Here is a 17,623-nt window from a genome sequence, read left to right on the forward strand (position 1 = left end):
TCGTCATACATCCGAAATTTGTTTTTGCTTATGCAAAAAATCAATTCCAGATGCAATCCTCATCCCCCGCTCCCTATCCCCACCTTATGAGTACATTGAAGGTGGGGACTTCCGCGACACGTTAAATCCAGGCGCTATTATTGGCTATCTCAGCTCATGTGATATTTCACTCAACTGTAGCGTTAACTATCCACTTCTAGTCAGGAGATATCAACATTCCTGCCTATGACGTTGGAAAAAAGAGAGAGTACCGTACCTACTTCCAAACAAGCAAATGTGATCGCTCAACAAGCAAATCCTGTCGCTCAACAAGCAAATGCGTACGCTCAACAAGCAAATGTGATCGCTCAACAAGCAAATCCTGTCGCTCAACAAGCAAATGCGTACGCTCAACAAGCAAATCCTGTCGCTCAACAAGCAAATGCGTACGCTCAACAAGCAAATGCGTACGCTCAACAAGCAAATGCTGTTGCTCAACCTGACTTTTGACGGGATGTGGAAAAGTAGTCAAAGCGTCGCTACAAGTTCCTTTAAGCGATCGCGTCCATCGCGGAAGACGGGCCAACCATCGCCCACCAACACTGCTTCTACGCGACTCAGTTCTGCTAACCTGCGAACAGAAGCTATTGCTTCCTCTCGATTCAGCAGCTTGTCATCTGGCAATATAGTTAAGCTACCTGCTTTGCGTGCCCTGACTAAATCTCCTGTAATCAAAGTCGTCTCTTCCAGTAATAGAGCCAATTCACCGGGAGTTTTCGAGCCTTGGAGTTCAATTACCTCCAGTCCTGGCACAAATTCTTCACCATCAGACAGCCAGCGATCGCAAGGTATAGGGAAAGCATCTTTTTCTGCCACAGGGCCAGCTATTTTAGCATAGGTTTGATCGGCAATTTCTTTACTTGCCCTGACATGCTCGGAATTCGTCAGCACAATCCAAACCACACCACCGAGGGATTTTAGATGATTCCAATCATGGTTTGATAGGGCTACTGGGTCAATCAAGATGTTGCCATCTGGGCGAATCCAGGCAATCCCATTGAAATCAATATTTCTTGCCGGATTGAAATTAGACCAGCTATAGAGATCGGGACGGTGCAAAGATTTCATGATGATTCTGGATCAGTACTTCAGTAATTGACTATTTATATCAATAATTAAGTATATAGATTATAAGGTTGCATTCCCTCGGAATCTGGAATTTAACTATACTATGATAAGTCTATCGGTATTATGCATTTTATCCGCTTTAGAAAATGCTCTAGCTTGAAAATTGGCTATGCATGATGTGCATGAATATGATGATGAGCGGTTCTGAGTTCATGGAACGCACTTGTATGCTTTGCGCCCAAATGTGCGATCGCACTAGTATGGCCTGTGAGATGATGTCGGGATAATTAAGCATAATACCTGGAACCCCAAAGAGCCTGCGGGGAGGGGTTGGGGGTGGGGTTCTTTTATTATGGGTAATTTGGCGGACATCATATGAGATGAAGAGCGATAATGCGAAAATGATGGAATGTGCTGCTGCTTGTCGCAAGTGTGCAGAGTCTTGCAGAAGTATACACATGATGCCCGCATAATTCCACAACAATCTAGCAGAAGTTTCTCTGCAACCTAATATTCAAGCGCTCAGATTCTTTGCATCTGGGCGCTTGAAGTAAAGACTTAACTAAATCAAAGAATTAGCATTGCTCACACTTTTATGGAACTACGCTTGCACCACAAAATCTGAGGCTGTCAAAGCAGGCGCACCAGCGAGTATAGCAAATTGACCACCACTGCCAAAACCAGCAAGATGCCATTTTGGTTGTAGAACAAGCGCCGATTCCCTGCATCGTAGACAATCCGTACACTGCTGATACCCTCTAAAATTGTCAGATGTAAGATGTCTAAACCAACACCTTTAAAAACATTAGTATTACTGGAAACAGTTCCTCGATTAGAAGCGATCGCACTAAAGGTAGCCTTATTCATTACAATCTTGTCACCTTGGGATCTGTTGAAGTCACTAATGGTATCTAGACCAATAGCAGAGCCGTTAAAAGCAGCACTGGTGTTGTAAAGGAATCTGTCAGCACCTGCACTATCTGTGAGTACGTCATTACCTGCCAGTTTCTCGCGCTTCATATCTAACAAGCTTTTTGTCTTTTTCTAACCGTCGAACTCACGTTAATTTAATATTCTTTAATCAAAGACAGTGATTTCACTGAGGATACCTCTTCAGAGGGATGTTAGATTTGCTGCGTACATAACTAGCTCATTATTCGACTTTCAGACTACATTTCATGCTCGAACGCCTAGTAAATAAGGAATTGAAGGCATTAATTTTGCACGAACTGCATATACTACCAGACCAAGAGTTATGTCAAATTATCAATCAGTGGTTGTATCGGCTACGCCCTGCCTGCGAAATAACTATGAGCATGAAGATTCAGAGAAAAGGTTTTGGCAACAATGGCAGCAATATCGAGATTATCTCTATCGTTGTTGTCTCAAGTGGATGGGTGGGAATCTTACAGATGCTGATGATGCGCTGAGTCGGGCGATGCTCAAAGCTTGGGAGAAGGTGCAAAAGTATGCGGGGGAAATTGCTAATTTTAAGGCTTGGCTGACTCGACTAACTCATAATCTTTGCGTGGATATTCATCGAGAACGCGATCGCAGTGCCAATAGAGTTGAGAATATAGAAGTATACGCCTCTGTTGAGGAGCAAGGACTGATAACATTGGACGATACGCCAGAAATTGCAATGGAGACTCACGAGAAAACGATTGTGATTCGGCGTGCTATTGATAACTTACCGACAAGGCTGCGGGAGACGTTTATCCTGCACTTTTATCAGGAACTGTCTTATCCAGAGATTGCCCAACAGCAAGATATTTCCTACCAAAATGTCTGCAAGCGCATCTCTCAAGCGCGGGCAATTCTGCGAGAGGAGTTGAGGGGATATTTTATCGCGGAGGATGCGACTGATACGGATTTATTGGTTACGCCAATATTAGCTGCAACGGAGTCTGCAATTGGGGAAATGTCCCAGGGTAATGCGGGAGTTGAACCAATTGTGGGCGAGATGGTGACATTATCCGTTGCGGTGGAGGAAGTGGAGAGTGTTGTTGGTGAGGAATCGATTGAGGTAGCACTATCTATGCAGCTTGGAGATTCGGCTCCTGTTGCGGCTCCATGTGATATCATGTCCGTTCAAATAACCGTCATTACAACCGTTCGCGCAGCGTCTCCCTTAGGAGAAGGGAAGCAATCCCAAAAACCCTGTGATTGCGTCGTTTCACTTCGTTCCACTTGCAATGACATATTAAGGGTGATTTACCGGACATCATATGACGGTAAGTTAGAAGTAAACAGAGATGGTTGTCGGTGTGTTGAGGCGGTACTGTGTGAAAGGCAGCCTGCACTGATTTTGGCTTTGACACAATTTGATGAAGAAACTGGAAGTTGGGGGAATTCCTGTCTGACGGTGCTCTTGATGCAGCAACAGTCAGAAGCGGGAAAAGGATGGGTAGAATTTCTGCTACCGTCCCGCTCTCCTCCTTGGTATCGTCTTTCTTATTGGGACTTCTAAGCTCAAATATAACCAGACTTGTCTCTGTAAGCGGCAAATACGTCGATATGCGTATTTACAGCTATTTTCAGGTAAATAGACCACGCGGTAGGGGCACAGCAATGCTGTGCCCTTACAACAGATGTGGTTCAAATACATGATTTCTGCTGTAACCAACGAACAAAGCGAAATTCTGCTGCGGTACGAAATGCTTCTAAGGCTTCTGCAAAGGTTTGGTAGCCCATTCTCGCCTGAATCCACCCGTCAATTGATGCCAAAAAATGAAGGTGTAGGCACAAAAGACCAAAATTTAGTCTAGTTGATTGGATCGCAAAAACCAGGAGTGAACTCTAAAAATTCAGAAATAGATAAAAGGAAACGTCTATAAAATGAGGCTGAACAATTTTGTTATACGCTCCCATGCCAGTATTTCTCAGCTAACTAGAAACCTCATGTTGGCTTGCAAGGAACTCTAAAAATATTGGCTTGGCTTGGCAATCAATATTTCCAGCCTCGTTTTCGTGAACTTCATTAACTAACAGGAGAATCATTTATGTCCGATACTACTGGTGGACAGCAATTTTATTCCGCCTTACAAGCAAAAGCTATGGCGGCGCTTAAAGATATCCTTAAATCCCCACTTTATCCAATTCAGTTTCCCTCTCAAGGTGACTTTTTCTGGTATTACCAAAACCCAAACCAAGTCTTCAACCAAAGCACCTTTGATTACATCAGCGCGAACATATCACCAGGCGATGTGCCAGGGACTGCTAAGCTTTCTAACTCAGGAGGCTTCCCAAATGCTTACAACCAAGTTATTTCCAGTATTGTATTTACGCTAAGCACAAATGACCAAGCAGCATTAAACAAAGCTCAAAGCGATGCTCAAACCCAAGGTCAAACAATCGTCGCAGATTTTCAAACGTCTTATGGTCAAATTACAGACGCTCAATTGCAAGATGCAGCAACGAAATACGGGCAGTATCTTGTTGGCAATAAGATTGACTACATTATCTCCGTGGTTTTGGGAGCGCAGTGGAGCGGTAATCAGGCAGCAAATAAGCCTCCTTTGTCTTACCAGCAGATGGTAAATGCGCGAAATCTGCAAGATCTACTCCCCTACTCACCTCCAGGTGCCGATCAGGTTATCTCGGATGTCTCGATTTACCTGAATATCATGAAACCGGTCATCGGGCTTAAGACTCAAATACAGAATGGGTCTTGGATTATTGTTCAGTTGCAAAATAACACTAAAGCTCCTTCTGACTCTAATGGCGGGATCAAGACCGTCAATCCAAATACTGGGAATGTGTTGTCTAACTTACAAGTAGGCTACAGCATTTCTCAATCCCAAGCAGCTATCCAGAACGACCTAGACAGCAACAAGACTATCAGCTTTGGTATGACAACCTCGCAGGCATCTGGAGGGAGTGTCAATGTCAGCATCGAAGGGCAAGCTGGTTTCTCAGTTGGCTCTTGGCTCACATTTGCGACAACAGCTGGTGGCAGTTACGATATGTCCAAGTCGCAAGGAACAAGTACAGATGCCTCAATCACGCTAACGTGGAAAGGCTACTCTGTAGTGCCGATGGCTCCAACAGCTTGGCAACAAGCTACCAATGTTGGCTGGTACTACACAGATCCAATTGCACAGGCAGTCAACAATGGTACTCAAGACGTTACCGGTTTCAAATTCGTAACCAAACCAGCCTACGATCTACAGCCTTTTGCTAAGGGAGGGAACTTCGGGTTGCTGAACAACTTAGTAATTTCCAACTATCCAACGATCTCGATCACGTACAAAAACGCCAATTTCTCTAGTTTTAAACAGTCCTGGAATCAGAGTGTCAGTGGAAATCTCAAGCTCTTCGGCTTTATCGAACTCGGAAGTTTCAGTCAGGGAGCGTATGGTAGTAGTTATCAGGAGGGAGCCGATAACAGCACTTTTACAGTAACATTCTCAGCGTCGGAGCAAGTTCTGTCGGTACCTCAATTACAGAAGACTGCATACGTCATCGGTGGTGCTGTTACCAACCCTGGAGTCACCTCTTCTCAACAGGTTGAACAGCTTGTTTCTGTCTAGCTAACTGGTTGAAGTTCGTGTTGCGAAGATCGAACATTAGCCTAAGTTAGGCAATCAGATCAGTTTAATTACTCGTGCTCTGCAAGGCCAAGTCAACTACTTATCTTTGCAGAGCAAAAACTTGTAAATCTATAGCTATTTTCAGGTATCTGATGCATTTATCAAAAAGGGTATGAGGAGAAAAAACTGGTCAGTTATTTTTGTCGCAATGCTTTGTACAATTTACATCAAATGCTTGTTTATCAGTGAAAAATCTTACTCTCAAATACCATACAAGTTAACAACAGAGAAAACCTTAATATCTGTTCAAACTAGAAACAGTTTTGGACTAAAGGATACCCTAATAACCCTGCCATCTAAGACAGCTAGCGAACAAAAGTTTTACTCCGATCTCGAAGTTACTATTAACAAAGCAATTGCTGGTATTTACCATACTAAGATTACACCGATTGCATTTCCCTCTCAGGGTGACTTCATGTGGTATTACCAGAATATAAACCAAGTATTGAACGAAGGTACTTTCAACTACATTAGTGCCCGAGTATCGCCGGGGAGTATACCGGGAACAGCCCAAATTTCATCTGCTGGAGGGTTCCCCAATGCTTATATCCAACTTATATCCAGCATTAAATATACATTAAGCCAAGCTGATCAAACTAAGCTCAATGTATCATTGAGCCATACAAATACTCAGGCTCAATCAATTGTTAGCAAGTACCAAGAAATTTTTGGTGAGATTACTGTTGAGGAGCTAAAAAAGGCTCAGAACAGGCTAGGGGATCAAGCTGTTTTGACCAAGATAGATTATGTAATTAGCTACGTTCTTGGCTCCCAATGGAGCGGTCGGCAAGAGGAAGAAAAGCTACCACTGACATATAAGGAGATGGCAAATGCTCAGAATCTCAAAGATTTACTCCCGAAAATGCCTGTATCAGGAGAGCCAGTTGTAACGGAATTATCAATCTACCTAGCTCTTATGCAATCTGTAAACATTCTCCAGTCCGAGATCCAAATGGGAAATTGGATCGTCCGGCAGATGATAAATAATACCTCTCATCCGACTAGGCAAAATGGTGGTATGCAAACTGTTAACCCCAACACAGGGGCAGTTTCTCAAACCTTTCAAGTGGGTTACAGTATCTCTCGCTCCTTGGCTTCTATCGAAAATCACCTGAACAACAAACAACAAATCATTAAGGTTGATATCAGGACTTCAGAAAAGTCTAGTACAGAAGTGATGGCTAGCATCGCAGGTCTATCTAGCTTTTTTTTTGGCTCGGTACTCCGGTTTTCCCAAGAGAATAGTTTTGATGACAATATGCAAATGGTTCAGGGGAGTAGTAAGGATAGCTTGATCGAGATTAAGTACCCAGGATACACTATGGTGCCGATAGAGCCACTAGCTTGGCAGCAAGCTACTAATATTGGCTGGTACTATGAAGAGCCAATTGCTGAGGCTTATAAGAACGGCACACAGGACGTTACAGGATTTAAATTCGTATTACCACCTAATTATAATTTGAATTCTTTAGCTGATGGGGGGGACTTTGGTCAACTCACAAGCCTACTAATCAGTAACTATCCAACAGTTACAATCCTTTACCAAAATGCAGATTTCAAAAAGTTCAAACAATCTTGGGATCAAAACCGCAAGGGAAACCTTACACTTTTTGGATTTAATAAGATTGGAAGCTTTAGTAAAGGGATATACTCCAGCCAAGTTCATCCGGGTTCTTCAAATAGTGAATTTTCAGTCATTTTTTCACCGTCCCCGGAAGTTGTATCGATACCTGAGCTACAAAAAATGGCATACGTTATTGGTGGCACTTTCAATTTCCCAGCGATAAATACTTCAAAAGTATCACTAGTCAGAAGAATAATTGCCAAACTGTAAATATTTTTTTTAGAGGAATGTCTGAAAAATTACGATCGCTGAGGATATCAGGTACCGATGTCAAAGCCCCGGCAGCTAAGTTGCGTGAAGCAAAGCTATCCCGTAGGGAAACGCCGCTCTATCGGCATCGCTCTGTTCCCAATTTGGTTCTTCAAACTTTTCACAAGCAAAATACTGGCGATACAATTCACAAGTTATAGTACATCGATTAACATTTAGTTTTACTTTTTATGCAACACCCAAATATGCAATGCCCCTTGTCTCGTATATCTCTGCGTTCATTCCATCAAAATCAAGCGCAGAGGATCTAAACGCACATACCAAGGAAAAGGTTGATCTTTCATAATTGCCCATTTTTCTTTGAAGACTTCAGCTTGCAGATGATAGTCTTGAGAATTCTTGCCAGCCGAATGTAGTTTGAGAAACAACGTCATTCGATGAGGCGTTTCACTTGTTCGTACTACCCAGCAGGGAAAGGTATTTTCCTGTGATGAGTCGTTGGTAAAAATGAACTGATGGGCACGAATGCCGATGTGGGATAATTCGCTTTTGACAGGTTCAATTACTTGGAGAGTACAACCCCAATCAATCGCTTCTACCTGTTGTGATGACTGAGGAATAAGGCGGGAGAAGTTTTTACATCCGGTAAGTTGGGCGACACTCACAGTAGCTGGATGCTGGAAAATATCATGTTTGCTGCCATAATGAACGGCTCTACCATGCTCCAATACCAATAGATTCGGGCAAATCCGATAAGCTTCTTCCATATTATGGGTGACAAATAGAGTCACACCTTGGTAGCCAGCTAGAGTTTCTGTCATTTGCTGCTCTAATTGACTACGCAAATGGGTATCAAGTGCTGAAAACGGTTCATCTAAAAGTAATGCTTCCGGTTGACTTGCTAATGCTCTTGCCAAAGCTACCCGTTGTTGTTGGCCTCCAGAAAGTTGGTGCGGATAGCGATCGCCTAATCCTTGCAACTGCATCGCTATTAGTTGCTGTTCTACCTGCACTCTAATACTCCCAGCCGATAGTCCTTTAGGCAAGCCGAAAGCGATATTTTGCGCCACACTCATGTGCGGAAAGAGAGCATAATTCTGCATTAAAAAACCAATGCGGCGATCGCGGCTGGGTAAATTAATTCCTTGTTCTGAGTCAAACAGAACTCTCTCATTTAAAACTATGCGCCCGATTGTCGGCGTTTCTATCCCCGCAAGGCAGCGCAAAATCATGCTCTTACCTGCACCAGAACCCCCCAATAATCCCAAGGGTTGCTCATCAGTAGTGAAAGCAACTTTTAAATCAAAGCTAGGAAGTATTTTTTCAATGTTGACAAACAATCCACCAGATTCAAAGCTAGTGTGCGGAGTATAAAGATTTTCTCCCCCTGCTCCCCTCGCTCCCTGCTCCCTGCTCCCTGCTTTGCTCCTCTTTTCCCTCAATTCTTGCCAGAAGTTGACTGCAATAATTCCAGATAGAGAAATCACCATAATTGCGATCGCCCAAAACCACGCCTCATTCATTGCTCCCGCTTCCACAGCAAAATAAATCGCCATTGGGATTGTCTGCGTTTGTCCTGGAATGTTACCAGCCAGCATCAGCGTCGCCCCGAATTCTCCCAAAGCACGGGCAAAAGCGAGCATTGTGGCGGCTGCAATGCCGGGTAATGCTAGGGGGAAACTGATGCGCCAAAAGATTGTGGCTTCAGTTGCACCAAGGGTTCTGGCTACTCGCAGCAAATTATCATCTATTTGTTCAAAAGCTCCCAATGTAGTTTTATACATTAGAGGGAAAGAAACTACGGTAGCTGCGATCGCTGCACCATACCAAGTAAAGACGATGGTGAAGTCAAAAGCCTCCATGAGTTTCCCTACAGGGCCATTTTTGCCAAAAAATAGCAGCAACAAGAAACCGACAACCGTAGGTGGTAAAATCAGTGGCGCAATAAAGATACTCTCAATCAACGATTTACCTTTGCCACGATATCCCAGCATCCAGTAGGCAGCAGCGATACCCAAGAAGAATGTGATAAATGTAGCAAGTAATGAAGTTTTGAGTGATATCCAAAGAGGCGATAAATCCAATGGCATAGTTGCAAAGGAAAGAATTAGCTCAACTAATCCCTAATTTACCAACTTTAGTTAAAACATGTTGGTAAAAGTTGGTAGATTACATTTATTGAAAAAATAAAAGCACAACCAACATTGTTGTGCTTCCGTAGTTCCTTTGTATTCAGTTCATTAGACCTCTTGCAAAAGTCCCTAAGACCCCACCCCCAACCCCTCCCCGCTTGCGGGGAGGGGAGACAAAGCGTAGCTTTGGCGGGGTGGGGTTCTTATTTTTGATTTATGCAAGAGGTCTATTGTGACAATAAGATACTTTCTTAATTAGTCCAGTTGAGTACTGTAGGCGCTAAAACCATAAGCCAAAGTTTCCTTTAAACTATCTGATGGCTTAAGGCTTCTATTGATAGCATTAGCAAACGGCACTGGAATTCCTTTAATCGTTTCCGGCAAAATTGCATATTCTTGGGTTGGTTCGACACTGTATTGGGGACACTTAGCTTTTATCCCAGCAGTCGCTAACATTTCATCTATTTCAGCAGATGTATATTGCTTGAGATAAACTGGATTTCTTACAAATGGATTCAGCCTTCTGATAAAATTATGGATAATATGAGAAGGACAAGACTTGTTGTGAAAGGAATGATTAAAAACGAAAATTCCACCAGGTTTTAGTACGCGAGATATATCAGCCAGCAAATTTCTTAATTGTGCATCTGGGATATGCATAAAGACGCAATTAGAAATTACCAAATCTATAGAATTATCTTCTAAAGGCAATATTTCAGCAGAATTGCAAATTAAGTTAAATTCAGCTTCAGTAAAAAAATTGTATTCTTGTTTAACCTTGATTAATCGGCGCAATAAAGGTTCAGAAATATCAATTCCATAATATTTTTCGCATCTCAAATTTTTAGCTTTAGATAGATGTAAAGGTGCGCGACCATAACCACAACCAATCTCTAAAATAGAATCAACAGATTTATTCATTGGAAACTTGTTCCAAGTGCCTCCAGGTGTGCCAGTTAACAGAGTGTAATCTTGTTTGATGGGCGATGTATCTGCAACTTTTTCAATTTTTTGGGAACCATAGTATGTTTTACCAATTGCGTCCCATCTTTTTTTATGTTGAGTATTATTCAATTGTTCATAGTCGTTAGGAAAATAAATGCCATCTCGTAATTCAAAATCATTCAGACTGAATTTTTCATTTGTTAATTGAGTCATTAGGATTATTCCTCATAAATAGTAAAGTCTGTTTTCTGTTATACTCTTAACTCAGCATTAACCGCAAGCGATTTTTACTGAATTGCTCCACCTTAGCCTTTCTTTAAAGTCTATAACTGTTTTCAAGTTGATGGCTATATAGCGGTTCCCATTCAGATTCGGTACAACATTACATCACGAGGTGTAGGGGCACGGCACTGCCGTGCCCCTACGGGTGTACCATCCCGTAAACGAGAACCGCTATAATAGCCTAACAATTCAGGTTATCTGGAAAACCTCACTTCTATTTCTCTCTTGCTTTAGGAGAGATACTTTGAATTTTCCCCCTTCCCGCGTCGGGAAGGGGGTTAGGGGGTTAGATTTTTCGTGGGCCTTTCCACATTGAATTGTTAGCTGTAATAGCAACCCTTTGCCTGATCAGAACACAAGTTCGTATACATTAGTTAATAGACTGCAACAATCGGAGGCTGGGATGGTAGAAGGGTCACAACAAAAACGGGTGGTAGTTGTAGGTGCTGGTTGGGCTGGTTTAGGAGCAACCTACCATTTGGCAAAACAAGGCTATGATGTGACGCTTCTAGAAGCAGGCCCCTATCCCGGTGGACTGGTGGCAGGTTGGCAAACAGCCGCCGGAAAATCTGTTGAAGCTGGCATTCATGGCTTTTGGTATCCTTACAAAAATATTTTTTCCCTAATCAATGAATTAGGAATTAATCCTTTTACTAGTTGGACTCGTTCTTCGCAATATTCGCCAGCAGGTTTGGAAGTTGAATCACCGATTTTTCAAGACTTACCGCGACTCCCCTCGCCACTGGGAACTTTTCTCTACACTCAATTTAAGCGGCTGCCACTAATTGACCGTCTCAGCGCCTTACCTTTACTTTATGCTGTTGTCGATTTTGATAATTCTGATGCAGCTTGGCGGCGCTATGACTTTGTAACTGCCCGTGAATTATTCAAAGATTTTAACGTTTCTGCACGGCTTTACCGCGAGGCTTTTGAACCGATGTTATTAGTGGGCTTGTTTGCCCCTGGTGAACAATGTTCAGCCGCAGCAACTTTAGGGATGCTTTACTTTTTTATTCTGGCTCATCAACCAGATTTTGATGTAGTTTGGTGTCGAGGAACTGTTGGAGAAAAGATATTTCGTCCTTGGGTGGAACGTATCGAAAAAGCTGGTGTGCGAGTATTACCCAAGCGTCGAGTTACAGATTTAATTGTTGATAGTAATCATCGAGCCAAGGGTGTAGTTTGCGGTGATGAAGTAATTGAAGCAGATGCCGTGATTTTTGCGGTTGGGATCACGGGTATGAAGAAAATTGTCTCAACTAGCCCTAGTTTACAAACCCATGAAGAATTCCGTAATTTGAGCAATTTAGGAGCAATTGATGTTTTAGCAACGCGACTATGGTTTGACCGAAAAATTGATATTCCTCGTCCTTCTAATGCTTGCTTTGGATTCGACGCAACTACAGGTTGGACGTTTTTTGATTTGAATGCTCTACATGATGAATATCGGGATGAGCCAGGAACAGTAATTGAAGCTGATTTTTATCACGCGAATCAGTTTCTCAGTTTGAGTGATGAGGAGATTTTACCAATAGTTCAGGGTTATTTAGCAACTTGTGTACCAGCGTTTCGAGAGGCAAAGATAATTGATAGCAGTGTAATTCGGCTACCTCAAGCGGTGACTCACTTTGCGCCTGGTAGCTATCGTTATATGTTGCCCGCTAAGACAAGTTTTGAGAATGTGTTTATGAGTGGGGATTGGATTGTGAACCGTCATGGTTCCTGGTCACAGGAAAAGGCTTATGTTACTGGTTTGGAGGCGGCGAATTTGGTGGTGTCTTATTTAGGTGAAGGTCAGCCATCTGAGATTTTAGCTGTAGAAGAGGATGAAGTGCATATCCAAGTGGCGCGATCGCTCAACCAAACTTTCCGTGACTTGGGCAAATCTATTCTACCTGACTTTTGGTTGCCGTAATCTGTAGGGACGCGAAGAGTTAATCATTAATTGTAATCTAAATTCGGTAAGCTAAAGAAAGCTATTGCGATACCATCCTTATAATGTAATGTAAATCAAATCACATAAGCTTATGGAGCCAGACTCTTTACAAACCGAGGTGATTCTGACGCATCCGCGTGAGTCACTCGGTAAAGTGCAACTTGATTGGACACCCCAACCCGGAAACTATCTCGATTTTGAAGGTAAAACCTACGCGGTTTTAGAACGCCGCCATCGATACCAACTTAGAGCAGGGCGCTATCGCTTGCATAATATTGCCATTTACGTGCAGTCGGCTAAACGACCATCTGAGAAAAGTTTGGTAGCGGGACGTTGGGTAGTTGGCGATGCCACCTGTTCCTACAATGCTCATTCAGAAATCATTCGCTGTGCAGTCAACCCAGATGGCCCTTGCGAATCTTGCCGCTTTTATGAAAAGTTAGAAGCCACAAGTTAGGAGTTAGGAGTTAGGAGTTAGGAGTTACAAGTTAAAAGTTATTCTCCCTTATCTCCCTCATCTCCCTCATCCCCCATCCCCCTCAACTACCCGCACCAAAAACTTCTCCCACAGTTAAGCGGGTACCATTAACAAAATCCCATCCCGACTGGGGACGTTTACCGACTAGCTGAACTTCTCGCAAGAGCAACAAACCTTCCCCAGTTTGGACGATCGCACCAATTCCTTTGGCAATGCTCACTACAACTCCTGGTCTGTCTGATGTATTTGACAAATCAGGCAATTTATGCATCAATTCTTGTAATTCTGGTGGGACGCGATCGCCTACAGAACCAAGGGGAGCAGAAGCGGTGATTTTCAGCAGGTTGTTACGAAAGGTAGCGGTGCAGTTAGGGTAAAAGCCTCTGATTTGATTGTGTAATTGCATAGCGCTTTTTGACCAATCCAAACCATAATCTTGTTTTTGAATCAGAGGTGCATAAGTAGCTGCTAAATTATCCTGGGGAATTGGTTGAATTTCCTGGCGTTCCAACTTCAACAGAGTTTCTACCAACAAATCGCCACCGATCGCAGCTAGTATGAAGGCTAAATCTTGGGCAGTATCTAGTAATCCAATCGGTGTAGTGGCTATTTGTAGCATTGGGCCGGTATCCATCCCCACATCCATTAACATCGTCGTGATCCCCGTTTCCCTTTCACCGTTGTACAAGCACCACTGAATCGGCGCTGCACCCCGATATTTGGGTAAAATCGAGCCATGCACATTAATGCAGCCCAATTTTGGCATATTTAGGATTTTTGACGATAATATCTGTCCATAGGCGACAACAACAAACACATCTGCATTTAATTGTTTGAGTTGGGTTAAAGTTTCGGTGTCTTTTTTCACCCGTTCTGGTTGCCATACTGGTAAGTTGTGAGCAGTAGCGATCGCTTTTACTGGTGTTGGCGTAAGCTTATTTCCGCGCTCCCGGCGTTTATCTGGTTGGGTGACAACTGCCAACACCTCAAATTCTGAATGATTCAATAACTTTTCCAATGTGGGTACAGCAAACTGCGGTGTACCAAAAAATACAATTTTCATTAATAATTAGTTGTTAATCGTTAGTGATTAATTAATGGTAAATAATATCGGCTGTTTGGTGGTACAATATTTTCGTATTGGTGAAACAAAAGCCTGCTTGATTAACTTAATAGTTAAGTTGACAGGTGTAACAGCTAGTATCAACTGCATCTACCTTTAGTGATCCTAATCGTTTAGTGGTGTCTCGTCACGATCCGCTAGAGCATCTACCGAGTAAATTTTGTTGTGTTCCCGATAATTTGCCCCAAATTGGCGTTAAATGCAATTGGGTTTCTAAAAAACTATTGCGTCTTCTAACTATTTCTGTAGTTAAGATTGCAGTTTATAACTTTGGGTTGCTGACAGCAGTATTTTCTGAGTATGATGTATTGTGCGTCTGCTTTACCAGCTTTTCACTTAACGCCTCACGTTTACCATTATGAGGGTTTGCCCTCTTATATTAGTGTGTAACCTGGCTTGTTTGTTGTGTACTAGCGATCGCTAGTACGATCCCCAATAGCCAATTTATCTCACTCTTGGTTGCCAGCGTTATTACACGCTGAATATCCCTTAACTCATACCTGTTTTTCGTGTGGTTAGGTATAGCAATTGCAACATTACATATTGTGTAGTAATTACTGACTTTTCAGCATATTTACTATACTCGCATATTCCTGTAAAAAAACATCCACTACCTGAGTAATAAAAAGTGTAGACAATGATACTTAATTATTTTTGTAAAACTCTGCAAACTTTGCAGAAAATATATCGTCAAAGTTTTTAGTTTCTTGTTATACATATAATTACCGCCTGCCCATTGCTGCATAGGTATTGCTTCTCACATAGCAACCGCCCCTCTAGAGAGTCTACAAATGCTTAAATCCCTTTTGCTGTCAGGATGGTTCCGCGCCCAACCATTTCTCAATTACGTTGTCGTTGTGATACTGCTCGCACCCTTGCTAGGGGCATCGGCTCACTCGTTCCCTGTAAAATCCGAAGTAGCTAAACTAACTTCGATGACTGGAGATTCTGACTCTGTATCAAAGGAAATAGCTGTAGTTGGGGAACCTGAGATAGCCGAAATATCAAAAACAGAGCAAACCAACTTTTTAACAGAAGAATTTGATGTACCAACACAAAGTACTGCTGTCCAGGAACCGCAAGTATTACTAGCTGATAAAATTAAGTCTTTGGCTCAAATAGATAGTTCTGTGTCAAGCAGCGATTTAACTATTCCTGATACTTTGGCAGCAGTTGAACTCGCACCATTAACTGATGTTCCTGTTAGTCAGCTTAATTTAATCCGAAAACTCAAAGCTGCTAATATCAAATCTTTAAAAGGAGAAGAAAATTCTCTCTCTAGAGAAAAGTCTTTAACTGAATCATTGACAGCAACTCAAGTAGCACCAACTCTTAGAGAATCACAACCAACCACAACGACAGAAATACCTGCTGTTGAACCTCGTGATGAGTCCCAAGCAGAACAAATAGATCCCATAGGTAGTCCTCATCCTATTCCTTGGAAATGGATTACAGCAACTCAAGAGGCTATTGGTTCCAAGGGTGGTTCGGGAGTGCGTCACTACCGCAGCGTACCCGTGGTTTCTCCAGATGGGAAATATGCAGTTTATAGCCGGGTGCAACTGGAGGTTAAACCAGAAATGTACAACAGCCGTGTCACCAGCGTTCTGTTTGTCCAAGATATGCACACCAAGAAGTTGTGGGTGATGGCTTCAACTACTCCTGTTAGCGATCCTTTATTAAAGGTAAAGGCTGTAAAGGGGGCGTCGTCAGAAGAAGCCGATCCGAGTGGTAAAATTGGGGTATTAGTTCCAGTTAGCTGGTCAGAAAAAGGCGATCGCTTCTTAGCACGTAAGTTTGAAGGTATATTTAATACAGGTGATTCTACAGATAGTGCAGTGATTTGGGATCGGCAAAAAAATCACGCTAACACAGTTGCTCCTGCAAATGAGGAAGATGAGCATGAGAAAATTGCAGTATTGTTAGGCTGGAGTAAAAGGCAACCGGATCATGTGTTGTTCCGTGCAGGTGAATTAGGTGATGAAAACTGGCCATTAATGCAAGTTGCTAATGATGGCAAAACTGTAACGACAACAAACGATGATCAGCCGATTACTTTTGGTAAAAAGGTTACAGAAATTTGGGCAGGCCCACAAGTAGCCTACCGATAATTTATTAAATATCTTATATACTCCCGTTGTCGTCACTGCTGACAACGGGATTTTTTTATTTATCGAAAATTTGGGTTCTGATATCATGTCCGCCAAATCACCCATAATAAAAGAACCCCACCCCCAACCCCTCCCCGCTTGCGGGGAGGGGAGCTAAAGCGCAGCTTTTGCGGGGTGGGGTTCCGGTTATTATGGTTAATTACCCGGACATCATATGAATCGTGCGTAGGCTAGCAAAAACCGCAGGCATTGCACACGAAGTTAGTTAAGGGTAGAAAACTCGTTCAAATGGTTGGTTACGATAGCGTCGATAAATATCAAAATCTTTATCCAGTGTGGCGATTGCAGCAACATTCAGGCGTTCAGAAATTACCACAAGGGATAAATCCGAAAAATCTGCTGGTAAATCAGCGTACTGGGCATTCAGTTCAGCAATCCGAGCAAAATCTTGAGACGTAAGCGATTCACACTCGTAGATGTGATTCGCTAGGTGGGACAGAAACTCGTTTTGCACTTGCCAGTCAGAGGCTAATAGCCACATCACTTCAGTGACACAACCTTCACTTGTCATCAATCGACTAGTACATCCAGCAAAAAACTCAACCACTCGATTGTGATGTGAATCTGCTGAGTCATAAAAGGCAACCAACAAACCTCTATCTACCAAAATTGTAGAATGATAGGTCATGATTTCTGTTGGTGGCTCTGCTGTATCCGTGATGCAATAACTGCTCTCCGAACGTCTCGATCTGACAAATTACCAACACAGAGCAAATGCTGAGGAATCCCTCCCATGCGTTCTAGAATGCTTTGCTCAGATGGCTGGCTTTTCTCACCATCAGATGTGGAATTTTTCTGATCTTGTCTACCTTTTATGAATAGCAAGAAGTCTAGCACTTCTTCCACCAGAGAATCTGAAACCTGCTCAATTTCCTGAATAAGTTGCTCTCTGGCTGTCATATCATGTTCGCTTGATTACTTATTAAACCCGAAGAACCCCACCCCGACAATCGTCGCTTCGTCTCCCCTCCCCGCAAGCGGGGAGGGGATTAAGGGGTGGGGTGCAATGACTGTGGAAATCAT

Annotated in this window: 15 protein-coding genes and 3 pseudogenes; 10 read left to right on the forward strand and 8 right to left on the reverse strand. The window is 42.7% G+C overall.

What is annotated here, in order from left to right; genetic code table 11:
- The first annotated feature begins 225 nt into the window (after positions 1-225).
- On the forward strand, positions 226-489 hold the full coding sequence (locus LC586_RS31600) for a hypothetical protein (RefSeq protein ID WP_229489397.1): 264 nt from the start codon (positions 226-228) through the stop codon (positions 487-489).
- Between the two features lie 18 nt (positions 490-507).
- On the opposite strand, the gene LC586_RS31605 is transcribed toward LC586_RS31600, so the two are convergent.
- Positions 508-1,107: an MBL fold metallo-hydrolase gene (locus tag LC586_RS31605; RefSeq protein ID WP_229489398.1), complete on the reverse strand. Its 600-nt coding sequence runs from the start codon at positions 1,105-1,107 to the stop codon at positions 508-510.
- A gap of 167 nt (positions 1,108-1,274) precedes the next feature.
- Between LC586_RS31605 and LC586_RS42840 the strand changes: the two are divergent.
- A pseudogene (locus tag LC586_RS42840) lies at positions 1,275-1,385 on the forward strand (four-helix bundle copper-binding protein); the annotation flags it as partial.
- 108 nt (positions 1,386-1,493) lie between these two features.
- Positions 1,494-1,580, forward strand: a pseudogene (locus LC586_RS42845) (four-helix bundle copper-binding protein); the annotation flags it as partial.
- 157 nt (positions 1,581-1,737) lie between these two features.
- Here LC586_RS42845 and LC586_RS31615 read toward each other — a convergent pair.
- On the reverse strand, positions 1,738-2,127 hold the full coding sequence (locus LC586_RS31615; RefSeq protein ID WP_229489399.1) for a hypothetical protein: 390 nt from the start codon (positions 2,125-2,127) through the stop codon (positions 1,738-1,740).
- Between the two features lie 235 nt (positions 2,128-2,362).
- Here LC586_RS31615 and LC586_RS31620 point away from each other — a divergent pair, with 235 nt between their 5' ends.
- Entirely contained in the window at positions 2,363-3,577 is a 1,215-nt protein-coding gene (locus LC586_RS31620; RefSeq protein WP_229489400.1) for an RNA polymerase sigma factor, read from the forward strand.
- A 128-nt stretch (positions 3,578-3,705) separates the two neighbouring features.
- Here the strand turns inward: LC586_RS31620 and LC586_RS31625 are convergent.
- Positions 3,706-3,866 (reverse strand): annotated as a pseudogene (locus LC586_RS31625) (IS701 family transposase); the annotation flags it as partial.
- Between the two features lie 243 nt (positions 3,867-4,109).
- Here LC586_RS31625 and LC586_RS31630 point away from each other — a divergent pair.
- The 3 genes from LC586_RS31630 to LC586_RS31640 all read left to right on the forward strand — a co-directional run bounded on the left by LC586_RS31630 (position 4,110) and on the right by LC586_RS31640 (position 7,733).
- Positions 4,110-5,639 carry a hypothetical protein gene (locus tag LC586_RS31630; RefSeq protein ID WP_229489401.1) on the forward strand — a complete coding sequence of 510 codons (1,530 nt, stop codon included), beginning with the start codon at positions 4,110-4,112 and terminating at the stop codon, positions 5,637-5,639.
- A 172-nt stretch (positions 5,640-5,811) separates the two neighbouring features.
- Positions 5,812-7,533: a hypothetical protein gene (locus LC586_RS31635; RefSeq protein WP_229489402.1), complete on the forward strand. Its 1,722-nt coding sequence runs from the start codon at positions 5,812-5,814 to the stop codon at positions 7,531-7,533.
- Between the two features lie 17 nt (positions 7,534-7,550).
- Complete coding sequence (locus tag LC586_RS31640; protein WP_229489403.1) at positions 7,551-7,733, forward strand: hypothetical protein; 183 nt, start codon at positions 7,551-7,553, stop codon at positions 7,731-7,733.
- A 78-nt stretch (positions 7,734-7,811) separates the two neighbouring features.
- Here the strand turns inward: LC586_RS31640 and modB are convergent, their stop codons facing one another.
- Together modB and LC586_RS31650 are read right to left on the reverse strand one after the other, a co-directional pair.
- Positions 7,812-9,623, reverse strand: a complete 1,812-nt coding sequence (gene modB, locus LC586_RS31645; protein ID WP_229489405.1) for a molybdate ABC transporter permease subunit — start codon at positions 9,621-9,623, stop codon at positions 7,812-7,814.
- 297 nt (positions 9,624-9,920) lie between these two features.
- Entirely contained in the window at positions 9,921-10,823 is a 903-nt protein-coding gene (locus tag LC586_RS31650; RefSeq protein ID WP_229489406.1) for a class I SAM-dependent methyltransferase, read from the reverse strand.
- Positions 10,824-11,295: 472 nt separating this feature from the next.
- Between LC586_RS31650 and LC586_RS31655 the strand changes: the two genes are divergently transcribed.
- Together LC586_RS31655 and LC586_RS31660 are read left to right on the forward strand one after the other, a co-directional pair.
- Positions 11,296-12,807 (forward strand): hydroxysqualene dehydroxylase, encoded by a 1,512-nt coding sequence (locus tag LC586_RS31655; RefSeq protein WP_229489407.1) that lies wholly within the window; start codon positions 11,296-11,298, stop codon positions 12,805-12,807.
- Positions 12,808-12,919: 112 nt separating this feature from the next.
- Complete coding sequence (locus LC586_RS31660) at positions 12,920-13,285, forward strand: DUF6464 family protein (RefSeq protein ID WP_229489408.1); 366 nt, start codon at positions 12,920-12,922, stop codon at positions 13,283-13,285.
- Between the two features lie 82 nt (positions 13,286-13,367).
- Here LC586_RS31660 and fmt read toward each other — a convergent pair whose 3' ends face one another.
- Positions 13,368-14,369, reverse strand: a complete 1,002-nt coding sequence (gene fmt / locus LC586_RS31665; RefSeq protein WP_229489409.1) for a methionyl-tRNA formyltransferase — start codon at positions 14,367-14,369, stop codon at positions 13,368-13,370.
- 851 nt (positions 14,370-15,220) lie between these two features.
- Between fmt and LC586_RS31670 the strand changes: the two genes are divergently transcribed.
- The gene (locus LC586_RS31670; protein WP_229489410.1) at positions 15,221-16,540 is read left to right on the forward strand and encodes a hypothetical protein; all 1,320 of its coding nucleotides are present in this window, start codon (positions 15,221-15,223) and stop codon (positions 16,538-16,540) included.
- Between the two features lie 265 nt (positions 16,541-16,805).
- On the opposite strand, the gene LC586_RS31675 is transcribed toward LC586_RS31670, so the two are convergent.
- Both LC586_RS31675 and LC586_RS31680 read right to left on the reverse strand, forming a co-directional pair.
- Positions 16,806-17,228 (reverse strand): type II toxin-antitoxin system VapC family toxin, encoded by a 423-nt coding sequence (locus LC586_RS31675; RefSeq protein ID WP_229489411.1) that lies wholly within the window; start codon positions 17,226-17,228, stop codon positions 16,806-16,808.
- Positions 17,225-17,500, reverse strand: coding sequence for a DUF2281 domain-containing protein (locus LC586_RS31680; protein ID WP_229489412.1), 276 nt, complete (start codon positions 17,498-17,500; stop codon positions 17,225-17,227). Before LC586_RS31680 ends, LC586_RS31675 begins: the two co-directional genes overlap by 4 nt.
- Positions 17,501-17,623 lie beyond the last annotated feature (123 nt).

The organism is Nostoc favosum CHAB5714 (genome assembly GCF_020829495.1).
GTDB lineage: Bacteria > Cyanobacteriota > Cyanobacteriia > Cyanobacteriales > Nostocaceae > Nostoc > Nostoc favosum.